14 protein-coding genes and 1 rRNA gene are annotated in these 18,994 nt (G+C 70.1%); 2 read left to right on the top strand and 13 right to left on the bottom strand.

Going from position 1 to position 18,994, the window contains the following annotated elements; translation table 11 throughout:
* Positions 1-210: 210 nt before the first annotated feature.
* The 4 genes from FS885_RS09075 to FS885_RS09060 all read right to left on the bottom strand — a co-directional run bounded on the left by FS885_RS09075 (position 211) and on the right by FS885_RS09060 (position 5,280).
* Positions 211-1,017 (bottom strand): metallophosphoesterase, encoded by an 807-nt coding sequence (locus FS885_RS09075; protein WP_144744748.1) that lies wholly within the window; start codon positions 1,015-1,017, stop codon positions 211-213.
* Positions 1,018-1,019: 2 nt separating this feature from the next.
* Positions 1,020-2,174 (bottom strand): putative NPN-dependent ornithine cyclodeaminase, encoded by a 1,155-nt coding sequence (locus FS885_RS09070; RefSeq protein ID WP_144744747.1) that lies wholly within the window; start codon positions 2,172-2,174, stop codon positions 1,020-1,022.
* 54 nt (positions 2,175-2,228) lie between these two features.
* Positions 2,229-3,863: an amidohydrolase gene (locus FS885_RS09065; RefSeq protein ID WP_144744746.1), complete on the bottom strand. Its 1,635-nt coding sequence runs from the start codon at positions 3,861-3,863 to the stop codon at positions 2,229-2,231.
* Positions 3,864-4,113: 250 nt separating this feature from the next.
* On the bottom strand, positions 4,114-5,280 hold the full coding sequence (locus tag FS885_RS09060) for an SLC13 family permease (protein WP_246060951.1): 1,167 nt from the start codon (positions 5,278-5,280) through the stop codon (positions 4,114-4,116).
* Between the two features lie 315 nt (positions 5,281-5,595).
* On the opposite strand from FS885_RS09060, the gene FS885_RS09055 reads away from it, so the two are divergent.
* Entirely contained in the window at positions 5,596-6,549 is a 954-nt protein-coding gene (locus tag FS885_RS09055; protein ID WP_144744744.1) for a DNA/RNA non-specific endonuclease, read from the top strand.
* 126 nt (positions 6,550-6,675) lie between these two features.
* Positions 6,676-6,972, top strand: a complete 297-nt coding sequence (locus FS885_RS09050; protein WP_144744743.1) for a hypothetical protein — start codon at positions 6,676-6,678, stop codon at positions 6,970-6,972.
* A 273-nt stretch (positions 6,973-7,245) separates the two neighbouring features.
* On the opposite strand, the gene FS885_RS09045 is transcribed toward FS885_RS09050, so the two are convergent.
* The 9 genes from FS885_RS09045 to rrf all read right to left on the bottom strand — a co-directional run bounded on the left by FS885_RS09045 (position 7,246) and on the right by rrf (position 18,845).
* Positions 7,246-9,081, bottom strand: a complete 1,836-nt coding sequence (locus FS885_RS09045; protein ID WP_144744742.1) for a carbon starvation CstA family protein — start codon at positions 9,079-9,081, stop codon at positions 7,246-7,248.
* 415 nt (positions 9,082-9,496) lie between these two features.
* The gene (locus FS885_RS09040; RefSeq protein ID WP_144744741.1) at positions 9,497-11,539 is read right to left on the bottom strand and encodes a monovalent cation:proton antiporter family protein; all 2,043 of its coding nucleotides are present in this window, start codon (positions 11,537-11,539) and stop codon (positions 9,497-9,499) included.
* 82 nt (positions 11,540-11,621) lie between these two features.
* Positions 11,622-14,057, bottom strand: a complete 2,436-nt coding sequence (gene tsaD / locus FS885_RS09035) for a tRNA (adenosine(37)-N6)-threonylcarbamoyltransferase complex transferase subunit TsaD (RefSeq protein WP_425458933.1) — start codon at positions 14,055-14,057, stop codon at positions 11,622-11,624.
* Positions 14,058-14,080: 23 nt separating this feature from the next.
* Positions 14,081-14,590: a tRNA (adenosine(37)-N6)-threonylcarbamoyltransferase complex ATPase subunit type 1 TsaE gene (gene tsaE, locus FS885_RS09030; protein ID WP_144744739.1), complete on the bottom strand. Its 510-nt coding sequence runs from the start codon at positions 14,588-14,590 to the stop codon at positions 14,081-14,083.
* Positions 14,591-14,592: 2 nt separating this feature from the next.
* Positions 14,593-15,267 carry a uracil-DNA glycosylase gene (locus FS885_RS09025; RefSeq protein ID WP_144744738.1) on the bottom strand — a complete coding sequence of 225 codons (675 nt, stop codon included), beginning with the start codon at positions 15,265-15,267 and terminating at the stop codon, positions 14,593-14,595.
* A gap of 18 nt (positions 15,268-15,285) precedes the next feature.
* Complete coding sequence (gene alr / locus FS885_RS09020) at positions 15,286-16,428, bottom strand: alanine racemase (protein WP_186365843.1); 1,143 nt, start codon at positions 16,426-16,428, stop codon at positions 15,286-15,288.
* A gap of 22 nt (positions 16,429-16,450) precedes the next feature.
* On the bottom strand, positions 16,451-18,067 hold the full coding sequence (locus FS885_RS09015) for an NAD(P)H-hydrate dehydratase (protein ID WP_144744736.1): 1,617 nt from the start codon (positions 18,065-18,067) through the stop codon (positions 16,451-16,453).
* Positions 18,045-18,605, bottom strand: a complete 561-nt coding sequence (acpS, locus tag FS885_RS09010; protein WP_144744735.1) for a holo-ACP synthase — start codon at positions 18,603-18,605, stop codon at positions 18,045-18,047. Before acpS ends, FS885_RS09015 begins: the two co-directional genes overlap by 23 nt.
* Before the next feature lie 123 nt (positions 18,606-18,728).
* Positions 18,729-18,845 (bottom strand): 5S ribosomal RNA (gene rrf, locus FS885_RS09005).
* Between the last annotated feature and the right edge of the window lie 149 nt (positions 18,846-18,994).

Here is an 18,994-nt window from a genome sequence, read left to right as displayed (position 1 = left end):
TCCGGACATGCCGTCCTCCGATCTCCCGGGGCCGGCCGATCCGGCCCTCAGGGTATCGGGTTCCCACATTCATCCGCACATGTGCGGATGAATGTGGGAGGTGTTCGGATAAAGTTGATAATCAAGGGCGAAATGCCGAACGCGCATGATTGTAGCCCACGCGGGCATTTCCGTGCAGGAGGGGGTGTATCATATTCTATCGACCGGAACCTATGCCCCGCGCTCCTCCACCACGGTCGCGCCCAGCGGCACGACGGCCTGGTACAGCACCGTGTGCCGGGCGTCGATCGCGCGGTCGCGATGGAAGTGCCCGAAGTACCAGTGCCGGTAGCTCAGCCGCGCCTCGAGCTCCTCGAAGAAGGTCGTGAGCCGGTCTTGGCCGGGCGCATGCCAGCCTCGATCGGGGTAGAGGGCATGCGGGAGCATGCTGTTCGCGCAGGTATGGGTGATGACGTAGTCCACATCCCATCCCTGCTCGTCGAGCTTCGCGCGCGCCTGCTCGAAGTTCTCCTCATCGGGCAGCTCCTGCGGCCACCAGTCGAAATACGGCGTGCGCCACGCGCGGTCGACGCTCGTCGCGCCGCCCATGGTGAAGATGCACGCGCCGTCGAGCAGAAACACCTCGCCGCGCGCGAGCCGCCTGATGGGCGACCCGTCCGCAAGCCGCTGGACCAGGCCGCCGTGCCAGGACTCCATCGGGCGCTCGGCCCAATGGCCGAAGCACTCGTGGTTGCCGTCGACGAACAGGACCGTGTACGGCCGCGACTCGAGCCAGCCGATGTCCGCGCACTCCTCGTCGGAGAAATCCCAGGGAAAGCCGAAGTCCCCGCAGACGATCAGGTAGTCGCCCGCGCCGGGCACCGGCACCTTAGCGAGCCGCGGCGCATCCCGCCCGTCGCGCGCGGGCGAGCCGGCCGCCCCTTCGGGCAGGACCGCCGGCAGGCTCCCGCGCCCGTCGAGCTCCCGCAGCTTATCCATGTCGAAGCCGCCATGTACGTCCCCCGTGACGTAGACCATGGCTAGATGACGCTCAGCTGGCGCGCGACGATGGTGATGAAGTCCTGCACGTTGGCGACGATGGTCGTCGCGGCAAGGCTGCCGCGGTCGAGCAGCTTGTTCACCGCGAACTCCGAGATGTCCACCGCGAAGAGGAACACGGGCCGCACCGTGCCGTCCTCGGTCACGGCGTAGGAGGGCGTCATGTTGCCGGCCGCGATGGTGTGCAGCGTCGTGGCGAGGCAGATGAGCGTCGTCGCGCCCGAGATCATCTCGCGCATGGCGCCCTGCGCGTCGTAGACGTTGCCCACGACCTCGGGCAGCGGGCCGTCGTCGCGGATCGAGCCGGCGAGCACCATGGGCACGTTGTTGCGCACGCACGCGCTCACGATGCCGTCGCGGATGCCATAGTCGCACACGAACTGCTCGATGGAGCCGCTGCGGCGCACGCGGTTGATCACGTCGAGGTGGTGGTAGTGCCCGTTACGGTAGGGGCGCTGCGTGTAGATGTCCTGCCCGAGCGCGGTGTGGAACATCGAGCCCTCGAGGTCGTGCGTCGCGAGCGCGTTACCGGCCATGATGCCGTCGACGTAGCCGTTCTCCACCATGGCCTGCATCGCGTAGCGCGCGTCGGCGTTGAAGGCGAAGGCCGGGCCCATGACCCAGACGATCTTGCCGTGGTCGCGCTCGTAGCGCAAAAGCTCGTAGAGCCGGTCGTAGTCGCGGGCGAACGAGGTCTCGCGGCTGCGCCCCTGACGGAAGACGAAGGCGTCCTCGCCGGTATGCTCGGCGTCGGCGGGCAGGTCGCCCCAGTCGTAGGACTCGAGGTCCTCCGGCGGCATGACGAAGCCGTTCTCGTGGAGGTAGATGCCGTCCTCGCCGCGCTCGGTGCGGCCGAGCACCACCCTATCGCCGCGCTTGAGGTTGCGGTTCTCCACCGCGCGGATCACCGGCGTGCCCGCATCGTCGCGGTCGACGACGAGGCTCGCGTCCATGCGGCTCTGCTTGACGAGATACCACGCGCCGTCGACCTTCACGTACTCCGGGAACATCGACGTGCTGTGGAAGCCCTCGGGCGCGACCCCGTCGCGCGAGACGACGACAGTGCGCGCGTCGGGCGCGCTCGCGAGCGGCTCGCGCGTGAAGTCGGGGGCATGGTAGGTCGGCATCGCGAACATAGATCAACCTGTCTTTCCATATCGCCGCGCCGGGCGCGGGGTGTCTCGTATACGTTACTCGGCCGCGAAGACCCTGCGCCCGCGGATGTAGGTCGCATCGACGCGCACCCGGTCGAGCTCCTCGGGCGGGACCTCGAGGATGTCGCGGTCGAGCACGGCGAAGCTCGCCTTGCACCCCTCCTTAAGCATGCCGAGCCCCTCGAACCCGACCATGCGCGCGGCCTCGCGCGTGTAGAGCGCAAGCGCCTCCTCGACGGTGAGTGCCTCGTCCCGGCCGAGGTCCGTCCCGTCGAAGGCGCGGCGCGTCACCGCGGCCATGATGTTGGGGAAGGGGTCGGAGGGGTTCGCCCACGAGGTCGCCGGCGCATCGGTGGAGATGCACAGGCGCGCGCCGGCGTCGAGGAGCGTGCGGAGCGGGTAGTAGCCCCGCGTGCGCTCGATGCCGAGGTTCGCGCGGTACGACCCAATCTCACAGTAGGCGAAGATCGGCTGCGTGACCACGCCGGTGCCGGTCCGGGCGATGAGCTCCACCGCCTCGGGCGAGGGGGCGGTCACGTGCTCGATGCGCGCCGAGGGCGCCTTGCCCGGGAGCCAGGGCCCGGCGGCGGCCACGTGCGCGAGCGCGCGGTCGATCGCCCGCGTGCCCATCGCGTGCATCGAGAGCTGGCAGCCCGCCTGGCGGCAGAAGGCGATGACGTCGTCGATGTCTTGCTCCGTGCAGGTGGGCATGCCGAAGGCGGGCTCGCCATGGTCCCCGGGCGCGGGCAGGTACGGCTCGGCGAACCAGGCCGTGCGCCCCGAGACGCTGCCGTCGGTGAGCAGCTTCACGCCCGCCTTGAACACCTGGCGGCTGTGGTCGAGCTCCTCGGCGGGGAAGGCGGCCGCGGGGTCGTCGCGCACGTAGTCCCACAGGGTGTAGACGGCGCAGTCCTGCGCGAAGCCCTCGCGCGCGGCGCGGCTCAGAAGCACGAAGGTATCGGTCCCGTCCATGCTGCACATGTCGGTCGCGGCGACGATGCCCTGCGAGGCCAGAAGCTCGCCGAGCCCCACCACGTTGCGCACCGCGTCCGCCTCGCTCGCGCGGGGGATGAAGGGCGTCACCAGATCGCGCGCGGTCTCCTTGAGCACGCCGGTGGGCTCGCCCGCCTCGTCGCGCTCGATCTCGCCGCCCGCGGGGTCGGGCGTGTCGCGCGTGATGCCCGCGATCTCGAGCGCCCGGCTGTTCACGCAGCGGATGTGCTGGCAGGTGCGCATGATGCACACCGGGGCGTCGGCGCAGGCACGGTCCAGGTCCCAGCGGGTGGGCGAGCGGCGCTCGGCGAGCAGGCTCTCGTCGTAGCCCCAGCCCTCGACCCAGCGGCCGGGCCCCTGCTCGGCACGGCGGGCGTGCACGGCCTCGACCAGCTCCTCGATGGAGTTGACCGCGGGCGGCAGGGCCGAGATCTGCGGGAAGTAGTTCGCGAGCATCACGGCGTGCATGTGCGCGTCGATGAGGCCGGGGATGACGCGCGCCCCGCCGAGGTCGACCGTCTCGTCCAGGTCGCTAAGGGCGTCTGCCGGGGCGTCCTCGAGCGCGCCGATCCAGGCGATGCGCTCGCCCTCGATGACCATCGCGTCGGCGCGGGGGCGCGCCGGGTCCTCGGTAAGGATGGCGGCATGGGCGATGAGCGTGCGCTTCGCATCGGACATATCGATCCCCTTTCCCTGCGCCCCGTGGCGGATGGCCGTTCATGTTCATAAGTCTACCGCTCATCGACGTGCCGCGGCAGCTTGGCCTGTGGGGTGGCGGCGTCGACGGCAAAGCTTAAGGAACGGTGGCGCAGCGGGACGCCCCGCATGGGTGGCCGCGCCCTCGAAGGGCGGTACGGGCGAGAGGGCGCGTAGTGGAAACGGGGCGCGGAGCGGGAAGACCCCGAAGCGGACCCTCGGACGGCGCGCGCTAGGCCGCAGCCCCCAGGAGCGCGGCAAGTGCCGCGAGCACGACGAGGAAGGCGACGTTTGCCGCCGTGAACATCGCGAGGTAGCGGCCCTTCTCACGCGGGAGCCACACCGCGAGCTGCTTGTAGGAGATGAGGCTCGCCATCGAGGCGATGAGCGTGCCCAGCCCGCCGATGTTCGTCCCCACGATGAGGGCGGGCCAATCCGCCGTGAAGCCCGAGAGCAGGATCGCGCAGGGGACGTTCGAGAGCACCTGGCTCGCGACGACGGAGACCGCAAGCGCATGCCCCTCGACCGTCCGCGCGATGAACGCGTCGACCGCCTCGATGCGCCCCATGTTGCCCACGAACACGAAGAACGCCACGAACGTGAGGAGCAGGCCGTAGTCCACGCGCGCGAGCGCGCCCCGGTCGAACGCGACGCCCGCCACGACCGCCGCGACCACGGCTACCTGGTAGGGCAGCACGCGCGCTACCGCGGCGAGCGCCAGCGCGAACACCGCGAGCCAGGGCACCACGCGCGCCGGGGTGGGCGCGGGCCCCTCCTCGAAGCCGCCCAGCGACTCGCCCTCGTCGGCGGCCCCGTCGGCATCGAGCATGGCGCGGCCCAGAAGCACCACCGCCGCGACGAGCAGCGCGAGCGACGCCGCCGTATAGGGGGCCATGAGCGCGAGGAACTCCGCGAGGCCCATGTGCGAGGCGGAGTAGAGGTAGAGGTTCTGCGGGTTGCCCACCGGGGTGAACATGCTCCCCAGGTTGGCCGCCACGGTCATGAGCACCACGGTGAAGCAGGTGAAGCGCGCCGAGCCCACGGACGCGAGCGCGAGCAGGGCGAAGGGCACGAACGTCACGAGCGCGACGTCGTTGGTGATGAGCATGCTCGAGAGGAAGGTGAGCGCCACGAGTGCGAGGGCGAGCCGCCGCGGCCCGTGGACGCTCGCGAGCAGGCGCCGGCACGCCACGCGGAACACCCCCGCCCCCGAGAGCCCCGCCATGACCGCCATCAGGCTGAACAGGAGGCCGAGCGTGCGCAGGTCGACGTAGCCCGCATAGCCGGCATCGGGCGGCACGGCCGCGCACGAGGCGGCAGCGAGCACGAGCGCCACCGCAAGGACCGGGTCCTTGCGGATATGCGAGCGGATGTCCACGGTATGCCCCAGAATCGACACGGATCCCCCGACCCCTCGAAACGCATTCCCACCCGGCTGCGCCGCGGCGATGCCGCCGCGGTACCCCAGCCGCGGTACAGCAGTATATACGCTCGCGGTCGTGGAGCGCGCCGGCATCCGCCGGGGCCCCGCCCCGGCGCCGCACCGGGTGCCCCCGCCGCGGGACCCGGCCTTGAATCATGGTTGCAGGCCAACCCGATTGGGCGCGCTCGGCCGCTCGCCCGGCGCGCATGGCGTACCATAGGCAGGGCGCCGCGCAACGCAAGCGCCGCGCACCGACGACCGCCCATGGGACCCCGACCGAAAGCAGGCTCCGTGACACGCACCCTATCCCGGCTCCTCCGCCACCGCTCCCCCATCATCGCGCTCCTTCTCGCCCTCGCCATCGCGCCCGCGTGCGCGGGCTGCGGCCTCCTCGACGGCGGCCGGGCGCCGCGCGAGAGCGCCGCGAGCATCGCCACGGTGGAGGATGCCCAGGAGATCGCCGAGGATGAGGCGCCCGCCTTCACCGAGGAGGACCTCGCCTACGCCGAGGAGAACCTCGGCTACGAGGAGTACAGCGACCTCGACGGGCTCGGCCGCTGCGGCACGGCGAGCGCGTGTCTGGGCCCCGAGACCATGCCCGAGCGCAACGAGGAACGCGAGAGCATCTACGAGATCCGCCCCTCCGGCTGGCAGTCGGCGCGCTACGACAGCGTGGAGGGCGAGTCGCTCTACAACCGCTGCCACCTCATCGCCTGGTCGCTCTCGGCCGAGAACGCCAACGCCGAGAACCTCGTCACCGGCACCCGCTGGATGAACGCCGAGGAGATGCTCCCCGTCGAGGAGGAGGTCGCCCGCTACATCGACCGCACCGGCAACCACGTGCTCTACCGCTCGACGCCCATCTTCGAGGGCGACGAGCTCGTCTGCCGCGGCGTGCTCATCGAGGCGCGCTCCATCGAGGACGACGGATCGGGCATCTACCTGGCCGTATGGTGCCCCAACGTGCAGCCGGGCATCGCCATCGACTACGAGGACGGCGACAACTGGCTCGATGACTCGGGCTCGAGCGGGTCCGACGGGTCCCAAGCGGCAGGCGGCTCCAGCGCCTCCCAGGGACAGGCGACGATGCAGGACTACGTCCTCAACACGAGCTCGATGCGGTTCCACCGTCCCGACTGCCCCTCGGTGCAGGACACCGCCGCGCACAACCGCGAGACCTTCCACGGCACGCGCGACGAGCTGATCGAGCTCGGCTACGAGCCCTGCGGGAGCTGCAACCCGTAAGCGATGGCCAGAGCGCGCCCCGCGGCTCCCGCCCGCATCGCGTTTCGGCGTTTCGCGGGCACGCCCGGGCGGGACCAGACGCGTTTTTTCGCTCCGCGAGCCAAAACTTGGCCGCGCAGTTCAGATATGAACGATTTCCTCTCCGGGGTGGCCGGGCGTCCGCTGTTGCAGGCAAGCGAATCCTGGGCTTTTGCCGCGCACGTCCGCGCATCGGCCTTCCAGATTGCGCGATGCGCGGCCATCCGCGCCCTCGCGGGCCCGCGCAATCGTGCATATCTGAACTGCGCGGCCAAAATCCCACATCTCAGAAGCAAAACGCCTCCCGGGCGCACGGGCAAGGCCGGTGATGGCACCGAGCGCATAGCCGCACCGACCGCGTTCCCGTACGATGACCCCATGAAATTCTATTTCTTATATTTCTAAATCCCTTAGTTATCGGAATGCGCTGGCTCCTCGCGCAACCCGCGCGCGTGTACGCTGCGGCGATCGCAAGCAGAAAATCGACGGAGAGCCGCCCCGGGGCCGCCCTCCCTATCGATTTTCTGCTTGCGAACACCGAGCCGGGCGCCGCTAGGGCGCATCCCCGCACGCGGGCCCGCCGCCCGCCATGAAAAGCGGGCCACAGGCGGCGCATGTACGCTGCCTGCGGCCCGCAAGGATGCGCAGTTGGCATCTATAGGCTATGTGCCCAATGCGCTACGCCTGGTTGGCGGCACCGTCTGCCGGAGCCTCGGCGTCGTTGCGCGCGCAGCGGGCGCGGCCCATCTGCGTCCACTCGGGCTCCTCGTCGGGAAGCGAGCCGGCCTCCTTGCCGAAGAACTCCTTCAGGCAGTTGTAGGCCACGATCACGCCGAGCACCATGAGCAGGATCGCGAAGACCAGCTGCAGACCGGAGGTCGCCATGACCGCCATGCCCTGCGTCTGCAGGGCCGTGATGCAGCCGAGCGTGCTCTGGACGAGCGAGGTGAAGGTGCACACGAGCAGGAACGCCACGGGCACGTAGAGCATGAAGCCCTTGCGGCCGGTGCACTTGCAGAACACGGCGAGCGTGATCATGGTCATGCCGCCCAAAAGCTGGTTCGAGGCACCGAAGAGCGGCCAGATGTTGGTGTAGCCGCCAAAGGCCAGCGCCAGACCGAGCGCGAGGGTGAGCACCGTCGCGACCCAGGTGTTGGAGAGCACCTTGCCCACGCCGGTCGCACCCGCGCCGGCCTCCTCGGCCGCGTCGTTGGTGGTGGCGAAGAACTCCTGGAACGAGAGGCGGCCGATGCGCGCCACGGCGTCGACCGAGGTGAGCGCGAGGGCCGACACGCACATGGTCATGAACACAGTCGCAAGCGTCGAGTCGACACCGAAGGCGGTCATGCCGCGGGCGGCGCCCTGCGAGAAGATCTGGAAGGGGGTGCCCACCACGGCGCCGCCGGCGCCGCCGGTGTTGATCGTGGTGAACATGATGCCCGCGACCACGATGGCGAGCACGCCCACGAAGGACTCGAGCACCATCGCACCGTAGCCCACCGGCAGCATGTCCTGCTCCTTCTCGACCTGCTTGGACGAGGTGTTGGTGGAAACGAGGCTATGGAAGCCGGAGAGCGCGCCGCATGCGACCGACACGAACAGCAGCGGGAACAGATAGCTGCCGTTTGCGGCGAGCGCCGAGATGTCGGCGACCATCGGGGCAGTCATCGTGGCCTCGCCATTGGCGCCGAGCACGAAGATGCCGAGCACCGCGCACACGATCATGACGATCATCATGATGCTGGTGAGGTAGTCACGCGGCTGCTTGAGCGTCTGGATGGGCATGGCCGCGGCAAAGAGCAGGTACACCACGATGACGGCGAACCAGCCGTTCTTGTCGAGGTAGACGGGGAACTGCATGCCGACGGCGAACATGGCGACGAACAGCACCACCGCGAGCGCGAGCTCGCGCCAGCCGGAAAGCTGGAACTTGCGGTTGATCCACCCGAAGGCGATGGCCACGAAGGTGAAGAGGATGGAGATGGTGCCCGCGGTGCCGCCGGCGTAGGAGGCGGCGAAGTCGACCGCGCCGTCCTCGCCCGCGACCGTCATGAACGTGCCCGCGACCATGTCCACGAAGGCGGCGATGACGATGATGGTGAACAGCCAGCTGAAGAGCAAAAAGAGCCTGCGGCCGGTGCGGCCGATGTACTTCTCGATGAGCTGGGCGAGCGACTTGCCGTTGTTCTTCACGCTGGCGTAGAGCGCGCCGAAGTCATGCACGGCACCGAAGAAGATGCCGCCGACGAGCACCCACAGAAGCACCGGCAGCCAGCCGAACATCATGGCGGTGATGGTGCCCGTCACGGGGCCGGCGCCGCAGATGGAGCTGAACTGGTGCGAGAACGACGTGAAGCACGAGGCGGGCGAGAAGTTCTTGCCGTCCTCCATGCGACGCGCGGGCGTCAGCGCCTCGCGGTCGATGCCCCAGGTGCCGGCGAGCCACCGCCCGTAGAGCAGGTAGCCGGCGGCGAGCACCACAGCGGCGACCAGCACGACCACAATTCCGTTCATAGAGACTTCCTTCCTCGGGAACCGCTCATCCGGCGCAACCGACGCCTCGAGTCAGATCCATCGCGTCCGCGCAGCCCGCGGGCAGTAATAAAACAGGAGCCTCGAACCCAGTTCGCGGCTCCCGCTCAAAGCCGCCCGCAGCACAAGCACGGGCGGACGATGTCTGCCCGTGCTAGCTAATAATCTCGCTGATGATGGCTAGTAGCTGCGTGCGCATGAATCGAAGATCCCTTGTCTTCCCGACACAGGCGGTCACCTGTGTCCCAGTAAAACCATGGAGATTGTGTCGCTTTAGCCAAGTGGAGTCAAGCGTGTTACAAGTCTGTTGCAAGCACGAGTTGCAGCGCGCCGCGAGAGCCCGCAGTGGATGGGCGCGCAGCTTGCGCGGCGGTCACGCGACGCGCCCGGCCCGGCCTCACGCCCGCGAATCGCCCCTATCGCCCGGCGCATCCGGCGCGCCCAGCAGCCGCTCCGCCGCATCGAGCTCGCCGGCGGCGCCGATCAGGCCCACGGTGTCGCCCACGGCAAGACGCGTCGTCGCGTCGAGAAAGAGCGACGTCTCGCCGGCACGGCGCAGCGCGACGGCGTTCGCTCCGGTCTGCGCGCGCAGGTCGATCTCGGCGAGCGTGCGCCCTGCAACCGGGGACCCCTCAGCGACGTCGACCCAGTGCAGATCGATGTCAGCGAGGGACGAGAGCAGGCGCTCGAACGCCCGAGCGCGCATCGTGCGCGAGCCCTCGGCGAGCGCCGCGTACCCGCTCGCGCGCAGCTCGTCGGCATAGCCCTGGATCTGCCGAGGGCGGTAGCCAAGGTCGAGCAGCGTATGGCGCATGAGCTCGATACCACCCTCGAGCACCGGGCGCACCACCTCGTCGGCGCCCGCCTCGACGAGCTCGGCCACGGCGTCCTCGTCGTGCGCGCGCGTGATGATGCGCAGGCCCGGTGCCACAGCGCGCGCCTCGTGCGCGATGACCTCGGCGGCGGCGTCGCCATGGGCGGCGATCACGAGCACCCGCGCCGCGTCCAGCTGCGCGTGCGCGAGGATATCGGAGTTCGCCGCGTCGCCCACGAGCACCGCGAGACCCGCCTCCTCCGCCTCCTCGGCGGTCGCGAGCTCGCGCTCCACCACGAGACACGGGACCTCGAGGCTCTGCAGCACCTCGGTGACGCAGCGGCCCGCGTGCCCGTAGCCCACGACCACCACGTGGCCGCTGAGCCCCGTGCGCGGGGGCTCCGCCGCCCGGGCGCCCCGCCCGTAGAGGGCGCGCAGGCGCGGGTGGGCGCCCATCAGGCGCTCGAGCGGCTCGATCGCCTTGAACGCGAAGGAGTTGCACGCGATCGAGAGCACCGCTCCGCCCAGGATGAGGCTGTACTGGTCGGCCGTGAGGATGCCGAGTGCCATGCCGGTCTGGCCGATGATGAACGAGAACTCGCCGATCTGCGAGAGGCCGGCCGCGACCGTGAGCGAGGTGTGCAGCCCGGCGGAGAGCACGGGGCCGAGCACCATGTTGATGGCCCACTTGCCCACGATGATGAGGGCGACGAGCCCGGCGAGCGCGCCCGCGTGCGCGGCGAGGGTGGCCGGGTTCACCATCATGCCCACCGACGCGAAGAAGATGATGGAGAACAAGTCCTTGAAGGGGATGGCCTCGGCGGCGATGCGGTGGGAGAGCTTGGAGCCGCTCACCACCACGCCGGCGAGGAAGGCCCCGAGCGCGACCGAGAGGTCGAACATGAGCGAGGCGACCATCGCCGTGCCGAGCGCGACGACCACCACGGAGAGCTGGAAGAGCTCCGCCGGGCAGAAGCGGGCGATGCGGGCGAGCAGCCAGGGAAGGACGCGCGACCCCACCGCGAGCATGATCGCCACGAAGGCGACCGTCTTGGCGAGCGCCTCGGCGAGCCCCCAGGCGAGCTCGGCTCCCGAGACCTCGCCCGGCCCGAAGACCACCGGCAGCACCACTAAGATCACGACCGTCGCCAGGTCCTCGACGATGAGCCAGCCGGTCGCGACCCGGCCGCCGTGGCTCTGGTAGAGCCCGGCATCGCTCAGGTTCTTGATGAGCACGACGGTCGAGGCGATGCTGACCGAGAGGCCGAGCATGACGCCCGCCTCGAAAGACCAGCCGAAGGCATGGGCGAGCGCGCACCCCGCGACCGTACCGAGCGCGATCTGCGCGATGGCGCCGGGCACGGCGATGCCCTTGACCTCGGCGAGGTCGTCGAGCGAGAAGTGCAGGCCCGTGCTGAACATCATGAACATCACGCCGACCTCGGCGAGCTGGTTCATGGCGTCGGAGTCGCCGATGAACCCGGGCGTGAAGGGGCTCACCACCATGCCGCCGATGAGGTAGCCCACGATCGGCGGGAGCCGCACCGCAAGGGCGGCGAGCCCGCCGGCGAACGCGGCGACGAGCGCGAACACGAACGTCATGAGCAAAACGGTGTCTCCGTGCATGGCACCTCCAGGTTGCTGGGCGGTCCTCCCGCCCGGTCAGGGCGTCTTCGGTCGGGTGCCCCGGCCGGCGCTGGCGCGCCGGCTAGAGCGTCATGTTGGGGTCGGCGTCGATGTCGAGGGGGGCGAGCTCGCCGCGGTCGAACTTGCGGCGCGCCACCTCGGCGATCATCGCGGCGTTGTCCGTGCAGGCGCTCTTCGGCGGCAGCGTCACGCGGACGCCCTGGCGGCCGAGCTTGCGCACCAGCATCTCGCGCAGGTGCGGGTTGGCAGCGACCCCGCCGCCGATGCAGTACTCGCGGGCGCCGGTCTCGCGCAGGGCGTTCCACGCCTTCTTGTACTGCACGTCGAAGACGGCCGCCTCGAACGACGCGGCGAGGTCGGGCAGATGGATGGTGCGGCCGGCGGCGGTCTCCTGCTCGATGTAGCTCACCACGGCGGTCTTGAGCCCCGAGAGAGAGAAGCGGTAGTCGCCCTTGCGGTTGAGCGCGCGCGGGAAGTCGATCGCCTTGGGGTCGCCCGTCTCGGCCAGACGCGAGATGATGGGGCCCCCGGGATAGCCCAGCCCGAGCGCCTTGGCCACCTTGTCGAAGGCCTCGCCCACCGCGTCGTCGAGGGTCTCGCCGAGGACCTCGTAGTCGCTCCAGTCCCGCACGTGCACGAGCATGGTGTGGCCGCCCGAGACGAGCGTGAAGATGAACGGCGGCTTGAGGTCGGGCTGCGCGAGCAGGTTAGCGAAGAGGTGCCCCTCGAGGTGGTTCACCGCGACGAGCGGAACCTGCGCGCCGAGCGAGAAGCCCTTGGCGAAAGCGACGCCCACCACGAGCGCGCCCACGAGCCCGGGGCCCTGGGTCACGCCGACGGCGGCGAGCTCGCGCGGCTCGAGGGCGCCGCCCTCAAGCCCCAGCGAGGCGGCCGCCTCCTCGAGCGCCGCGTCCACAACCCCGACGATGACCTCGACGTGCTTGCGCGAGGCGATCTCGGGCACGACGCCGCCGAAACGGGCGTGGAAGTCGATCTGCGTGGAGACCTGGTTGGCGAGCATGCGCCCGTCGGCGTCGATGATGGCGACCGCGGTCTCGTCGCACGAGCTCTCGATGGCAAGCACCGGCCTTGAGCGCTCGATGAGCGCGCGCTCCCCATCCGTCCGCTCGGGCGCCGGCGCCGGCCAGGTGCGCTGGCAGGCGGCCGTGGGCTCGGGGCTGGCGGCATCGACCGGGAGCACCAGCGGCAGCGGCGCGGTCATGATCACGGCATCCGCACCGGGCCCGTAGTACCCGCGACGGCGCCCCGCCTCGGTGAAGCCCAGGCCCTCGTACAGGGCGCGCGCGGCATCGTTGCCGTCCTCGACCTCGAGCGAGGCCGTGGTGCAGCCGAGCATCTGGGCGTCGTAGCTCACGTGCGCGAGGAGCTTGCGCGCGATACCCGCGCGGCGGCGGTCGGGCGCCACGGCGACGTCCAGGATCTCGACGTCGTGCTCGACGACCATGCCACCGGCGATACCCACCAGCTCGCCGTCGTCGTGAGCGACCCACCACGAGCGCGGGACCGCCGCGTCGGCGGAGAACTCCGAGAGGAACTGCGCCGCCGTCCAGGGCGTGTGCGCGGCGCCGATATAGCATGCCCGCTCGAGCGCCGCGGCCGCCTCGGCGTCGGCGGCGCCCATGGGCCTGATCTGCAGGTGGCGGCCGGCAAGCTCGTCGGCCACGCCGGTGACCTCGCTCCGCGCGCTCGGCGCCTTGCCCAGGCGGCGCCGCTCGTTCTCCTCGGCGTCTGAGAGCCGCGTGTAGATGGGCAGCACGAGCGCGGGGTCGCCGTCGCCTGGGCCCTGCGCCGCGGCGGCGTCGAGCGCGGCGCGGACGAGGCCCTCGCCCGTGGGGTGCCACAGCGCCTCGTCGACGAAGCGATCGAGGCCGGCGTCGCGAAACCGCGCACCGTAGCGCTTGAGGCCGTCGCCCGCGAGCCTGAGCTCGGCGCGCTCGGGCAGCTGGAGCCACGTCTCGATGGCCTCGGCGGCCTTGACGACGCGCTCGCGCTCGAAGAGGCGCTCGATGCCGCCGTCGCCGATACGGTAGAGCGCAGGGTACACCTCGCCGCGCATCGCGTCGGCGGCGATACCCACCAGACCGCGCACGCCGCCGCGCCAGACCGTCCAGGCGGTCGCGTCGAGCGTGGAGACGCCGTAAAGCGGCAGGTTCGCGCCGCGCGCGAGGCCCTTGGCCGTCGAGATGCCGATGCGCACCCCGGTGAAGGAGCCCGGACCCCTGCCCACGATGAGGGCATCGAGGTCGCCCACCGCGCAGCCCGCCTCGGCAAGCGCCGCCTCCACGGTGCCTGCGAGCTCCACGTTGGCGCGGCGGCGGCAGAGATGGTCGCCCACCGCAAGGACCTCGGGACCCGCGCCGTCCCCTGCCGCGAGGGCATCCCCCTCGATGCGCGCAATCGCGCAGGCGAGCATGTCCGTCGACGTATCGATCGCCGCCACGAGGCGGTGCTGCTTGTCTTTCGCCATCAAAACCATCCTTTGGGCGCTCTCGCCCCGTGCTATCGATTCCCGTCGAGCCGGGACGCCACCGCGCGGTCCATCTCCGCGGCGAGCGCCTCGGCCCTGGTACCGTGCGGCTCGAGCGAGATCGCGCGCTCGTGCTCGCCGGTCCGCGCGATCACGACGCCCAGATACTCGTCGGTCAGCTCGTCCTGGAACTGCTCGCCCCATTCGAGCAGGCAGACTCCCTCGTAGCCGAGCACGTCGTAGATCCCCGTGTCCTCGAGCTCGAAGGCGTGCTCGAGCCGGTAGAGGTCGAAGTGGAACAGCGGGATCCGCCCGCCGTCGTGCACCGCCATGATCGCGAAGGTGGGGCTCGTCACGGGGTGCGTGTCGCCGAGCCCGCGCGCGACGCCCTTGGTGAAATGGGTCTTGCCCACACCCAGGCCGCCGGTGAGCACCAGCACGTCCCCGTCGGCGAGCAGGGGCGCGACCCATGCGCCGAGCGTCTCGGTGTCCTCCTGCGACGGGCTCAGGTACCGGCCCGGCCCCTCATGCACCAACGCCATGGCTAGCCCTCCACGCGGGGCAGGGGCGCCGCGGCGTCCGCCGCCGGGGCCTGGGCGTCGCCTGCGGGCACCTCGCCTGCGGGATGGCGCCGGAGCCAGTCGCCGAGCATGCGGAAGTCCTCCTCGAGCAGCTGCTGCCACGCGGGGTTGCGCAGCGCCGCCGCCGGGTGGAACGTCGGCATGACCACGAAGTGACCCGCCTGGTGGAACCGGCCGCGCAGCCGAGTGATGCCCGTCTCGGTGCGCAGGATGAAGTGCGTCGCCGGGTTGCCCAGGGTCACGATCACATCGGGCCAGATGCTCCTGATCTGCTCGCGCAGAAACGGCGAGCAGGCGAGCACCTCGTCGGCCTTGGGGTCGCGGTTTCCCGGCGGCCGGCACTTGAGGACGTTCGCGATGTAGATCTCCTCGCGCGTGAGGCCCGCGAGCGAGAGGATGGCGTTCAGGTTCTCGCCGGCGCGCCCCACGAAGGGCTCACCCTGGAGGTCCTCGTTGCGGCCCGGAGCCTCGCCCACGAACACCACGCGGGCGTGCGGGTTGCCCACGCCGAACACGATGTTGGTGCGCGTCTGGGCGAGCTCGCACAGGCGGCAGTCGCCCATGAGCGAGCGGATCTCGTCGAGCGCGACCTCGCGCGGGCGCTGGTGCTCATGGCCCGGAATCTTAAGCATCCCCATACGGAACCTCTCCCGATATCACAGGTACACCTTCTCCAACCGCATGCCGAACCCGCAGGCCACCTCGTAGTTGATGGTCCCGCGCAGGCGCGCCATCTCGTCCATGGTGATGACCGCGTCCCCGTCGCGCCCGATGATGGTCATCACGTCGCCGTGCTCGGCCTCGGGGATCTGGTGGATCGGCGTCTGCTGGATGGCGACCATGCACTGGTCCATGCAGATGTTACCCACCTGGCGCACCCGCTCGCCGCGGTAGAGGACCTCCATGCGGTTGGAGAGCGTCCGGGCGAGCCCGTCGGCGTAGCCGATCGGCAGGGTGCAGATCTGGACCGCGGTGCGGGGCACGCGGTAGGTGAAGCCGTAGCTCACGCCCTCGCCCATCGCCGGCCTCATGGTCCGCGTCACCTTGGCGCGCACGCTCATGACCGGCTCGAGCTCCATGCGGTAGCCTGACGCCTCGCACGGCTGCAGGCCGTAGAGGCCGATACCCACGCGCACCATGTCGTAGCGCACCGAGTCGTCGAGCATCGTCGCGGCGGTGTTCTCGCAGTGCACGGTACCGCAGTCGAAGCCCACCTCCTGCATGGCGCGCACCGCCTCGTCGAAGCGACGGCACTGCAGCTTATAGTCCCAGCCGTCGACGTCGTCGGCGGTGGCGAAATGCGTGAACACGCCGGCGCAGGAAAGGCCGCGGTGGAAGTCGATGTTCCGCCTGAACTCGAGCACGTCGGCGTAGTGGACGCCGATGCGGTTCATCCCCGTCTCGATGGCGAGGTGATAGGCGCCGACCGTACCGGCCGCGACCGCCCCCTCGCCGTAGGCGAGCGCGAACTCCACCGTGTAGACCGAGGGCATGAGGTCGTGCTCGACGAGCGTGGGGACCGCCTCGGCGGGCGGCTCGCTGAGAACGAGGATCGGCGCGGTGATACCGCCCTCACGCAGCTGGACGCCCTCCTGTACGGTCGCGACCGCGAACATGTCCGTCCCGGTCGAGTGCATGACGCGCGCGCACTCGACGGCGCCGTGCCCGTAGGCATCGGCCTTGACCACGCAGCACAGGCGCTGGCGCGGGCCGAGCAGGTTCTTGTATGCCCGCACGTTGCGGCGCAGGGCGCCGCGATCGATCTCAACCCATGACCACCTGGTCTCGGGCACCTTCATCTGCGGCACGGGACTCGCCTCCTTATGCGTCCGCACCCGCGGGCGCGTCCATGCCCTCGAGGGCCTCCTCGGTGATGAGCTGCATCGCCGGCCCGATATAGTCGATAAGGTCGGTCGCGATCACGCTGCGCTCGCCGAGCTGCGACGCCGCCGCGAACCCGGTGTAGGAGTGGACGTTGACCGCGTAGGCGCACAGGAGCTCCCAGGGGTCGGCGAGGTCGCGCCGGGCGAGGGCGAGCGCGCCGGCGAGGATGCCGGCGAGCACGTCGCCCGAGCCGGCCGTCGCGAGCGACGCGGGGCCCGCCTGGGGTAGAAGCACCTTCTCGACGCCCACGACAGCGGTCGCCGGGCCCTTGGCGACGATCACCATGTCGCTCGAGCCGCCGGCCCAGAGCACGCGCTGGGCCGCCTCGATAGCCGTGGTCAGGTCGACCACCTCGTCGGTACCCACAAGGCGCGAGAGCTCGCGGTAATGCGGGGTGAGGATGAGCGGCGCCTCGCGGCGGTAGAGCTCCGGCGTCTGGTCGATGCCGCCGATAGCGACCTTCGAGATGCAGTTGAGCGCGTCGGCGTCGAGGATGAGCGGGACGTCGAGCGCCATGAGGCCGCTCACGACGTCGAGGCAGCCCGCGGCCGTCGTCATGCCCGGACCGCAGAGCACGCACGAGAACTTGCGCGCGGTCTCGCAGACCGTCTTGCTCGCCGCGGCACCGAACGCCCCGCGGGAATCGGAGGGCACATCGATGACGGGCACCGAGGGCAGCGCCATCCGGATGAGGTTCGCGCAGGCCGAGGGCGCCGCAACTGCGACATAGCCCGCGCCGGCGCGCGCGGCGGCCTTGGCAGCCATGATGGCGGCGCCGGGATAGAAGGCGGAGCCGGCCACGACGAGCACGGAGCCGCGCGAGTACTTGTCGATATTGGCGGGCAGCGGCATGAGGAAGCCGGTCAGGTCCGCCGGCTCGACGATCTCGGCCGCGTGCTCGACGTCACCGATGACCTCGTCGAACTTGTCGTAGAGCCTACCGCATACCACATCGCCTGCGTATTCGGGGCCGTCGGCGCTGTAGAGCCCGATCTTGGGCGCGAGCATCGTCGCGGTCACCGTCGCGCGCACGCAGTCATCCTCCACGCGTCCGGTCTGGGCGTCGAGGCCCGACGGCACATCGACCGAGACGACGGTCGGGGCGAGCTCGTTCACGGTGGGGATCCAGATGCTGAACGGAGGGCGGAGCGCCCCATGGAAGCCCGTGCCCAGAATCGCGTCGACGACGACATCGGCCTTCACGACGAGCTCCTCGAGCTCGGTGCGCGAGGGGCCCACGATCACATTGACGTCGCGAACGGCCGTTCGGCGGGCGACGTGGCGCGCAAGCGACGACGAGATCTCGTCGGGCTCGAGCGGCGAGACGACGTCGACCGCGACGCCCTTCTGCGAGAGGATGTCGGCCGCAACCCAGCCGTCGCCACCGTTGTTGCCAAAGCCGACGAGGATGAGCGCGCGCTTGGGCGCGAGCTTGAGCACCTGAGCCGCTGTGAACTCTCCGGCATGCTCCATGAGCTCGGCCTTCGAGGTGCCCGCGGCATCGATGATATCCTCGAGGGCGCGAACCTCCTCACAACTGAGAACCGGTTTCATCGTCACCTCCATGATCGATAGCGATCTCGCCCGTGAGGGCGGTCAATTCATCTTCCTGCACGCGCTCGAGCTCGTCCAAGATCGAACGCGCCTCCTTGAACGAGCGGGCTATGCGCTGGCGCTCGGTCTCTCCCTGATCCTTGGGACGAGGACGCGCCCCCTCGGTGATGGTCATCGCGTTCGCGACGGCGAGATCCGAGGAGAGCGAGAGCGATAGCGCCACCTCGACGACGCCCTGCTCACGGGCGATCTCGAGCGCGCGCCCGGTAAGGATCGCGACGGGGCGGCCGCGCTCGTCGCGCGAGACCGAGACGTCCTTGCGGCCGATGCCCTCGGCAAAGCCCGTTCCGAGGGCCTTGAGGACCGCCTCACGGGCCGCGAACCGGCTGGCATAGTGCGCGGCGGGACGCGCCGAGGCGTCGCAGTAGGCACGCTCCTCCTCGGTGAACACGCGCTCGGCGAAGGAGGGCGTGCGCTTGAGGATGCGCTCCATGCGGGGGATCTCGACGATATCGACCCCGATGCCTGCCTCTGCCATCTCCACCTCCATGACGCGTCGAGTCCAAGCACACGCATCTATTGTATCCGTAAACGAAAAAGGGGCTCCCGGTTTCCCGGGAACCCCCTTTTAATCTTAGTGTCCGGCTCGGTGCCGTCCACCGGTCAGCGGCGCCCTGCCCTCCCACGGGCTGAACCCGCAGTACTCTCGGCGCTCGGGGGCTTAGCTTCCGGGTTCGGAACGGGACCGGGCGTACCCCCCCCTGCCATGGCCGCTGACCGGTGGGCGGCGCCCGCCGGTGCCGGGGGTCGATCCCCCCGCGTGCCCTCAGGGCCGCACAGCGCGTGATGCCGCGATCCCCGCCCGGCGCACCCGGGAAGCAGGCGCCACCGACCCGCCGATGCGGGCCCGCGCCTGGAGCGTGAAGA

The organism is Enorma burkinafasonensis (assembly GCF_902150035.1).
In the GTDB taxonomy this organism is placed as follows: Bacteria; Actinomycetota; Coriobacteriia; order Coriobacteriales; family Coriobacteriaceae; genus Enorma; species Enorma burkinafasonensis.
The sequence above is the reverse complement of the archived record's forward strand: the minus strand, read 5'-3'. Positions and strand labels throughout refer to the sequence as shown.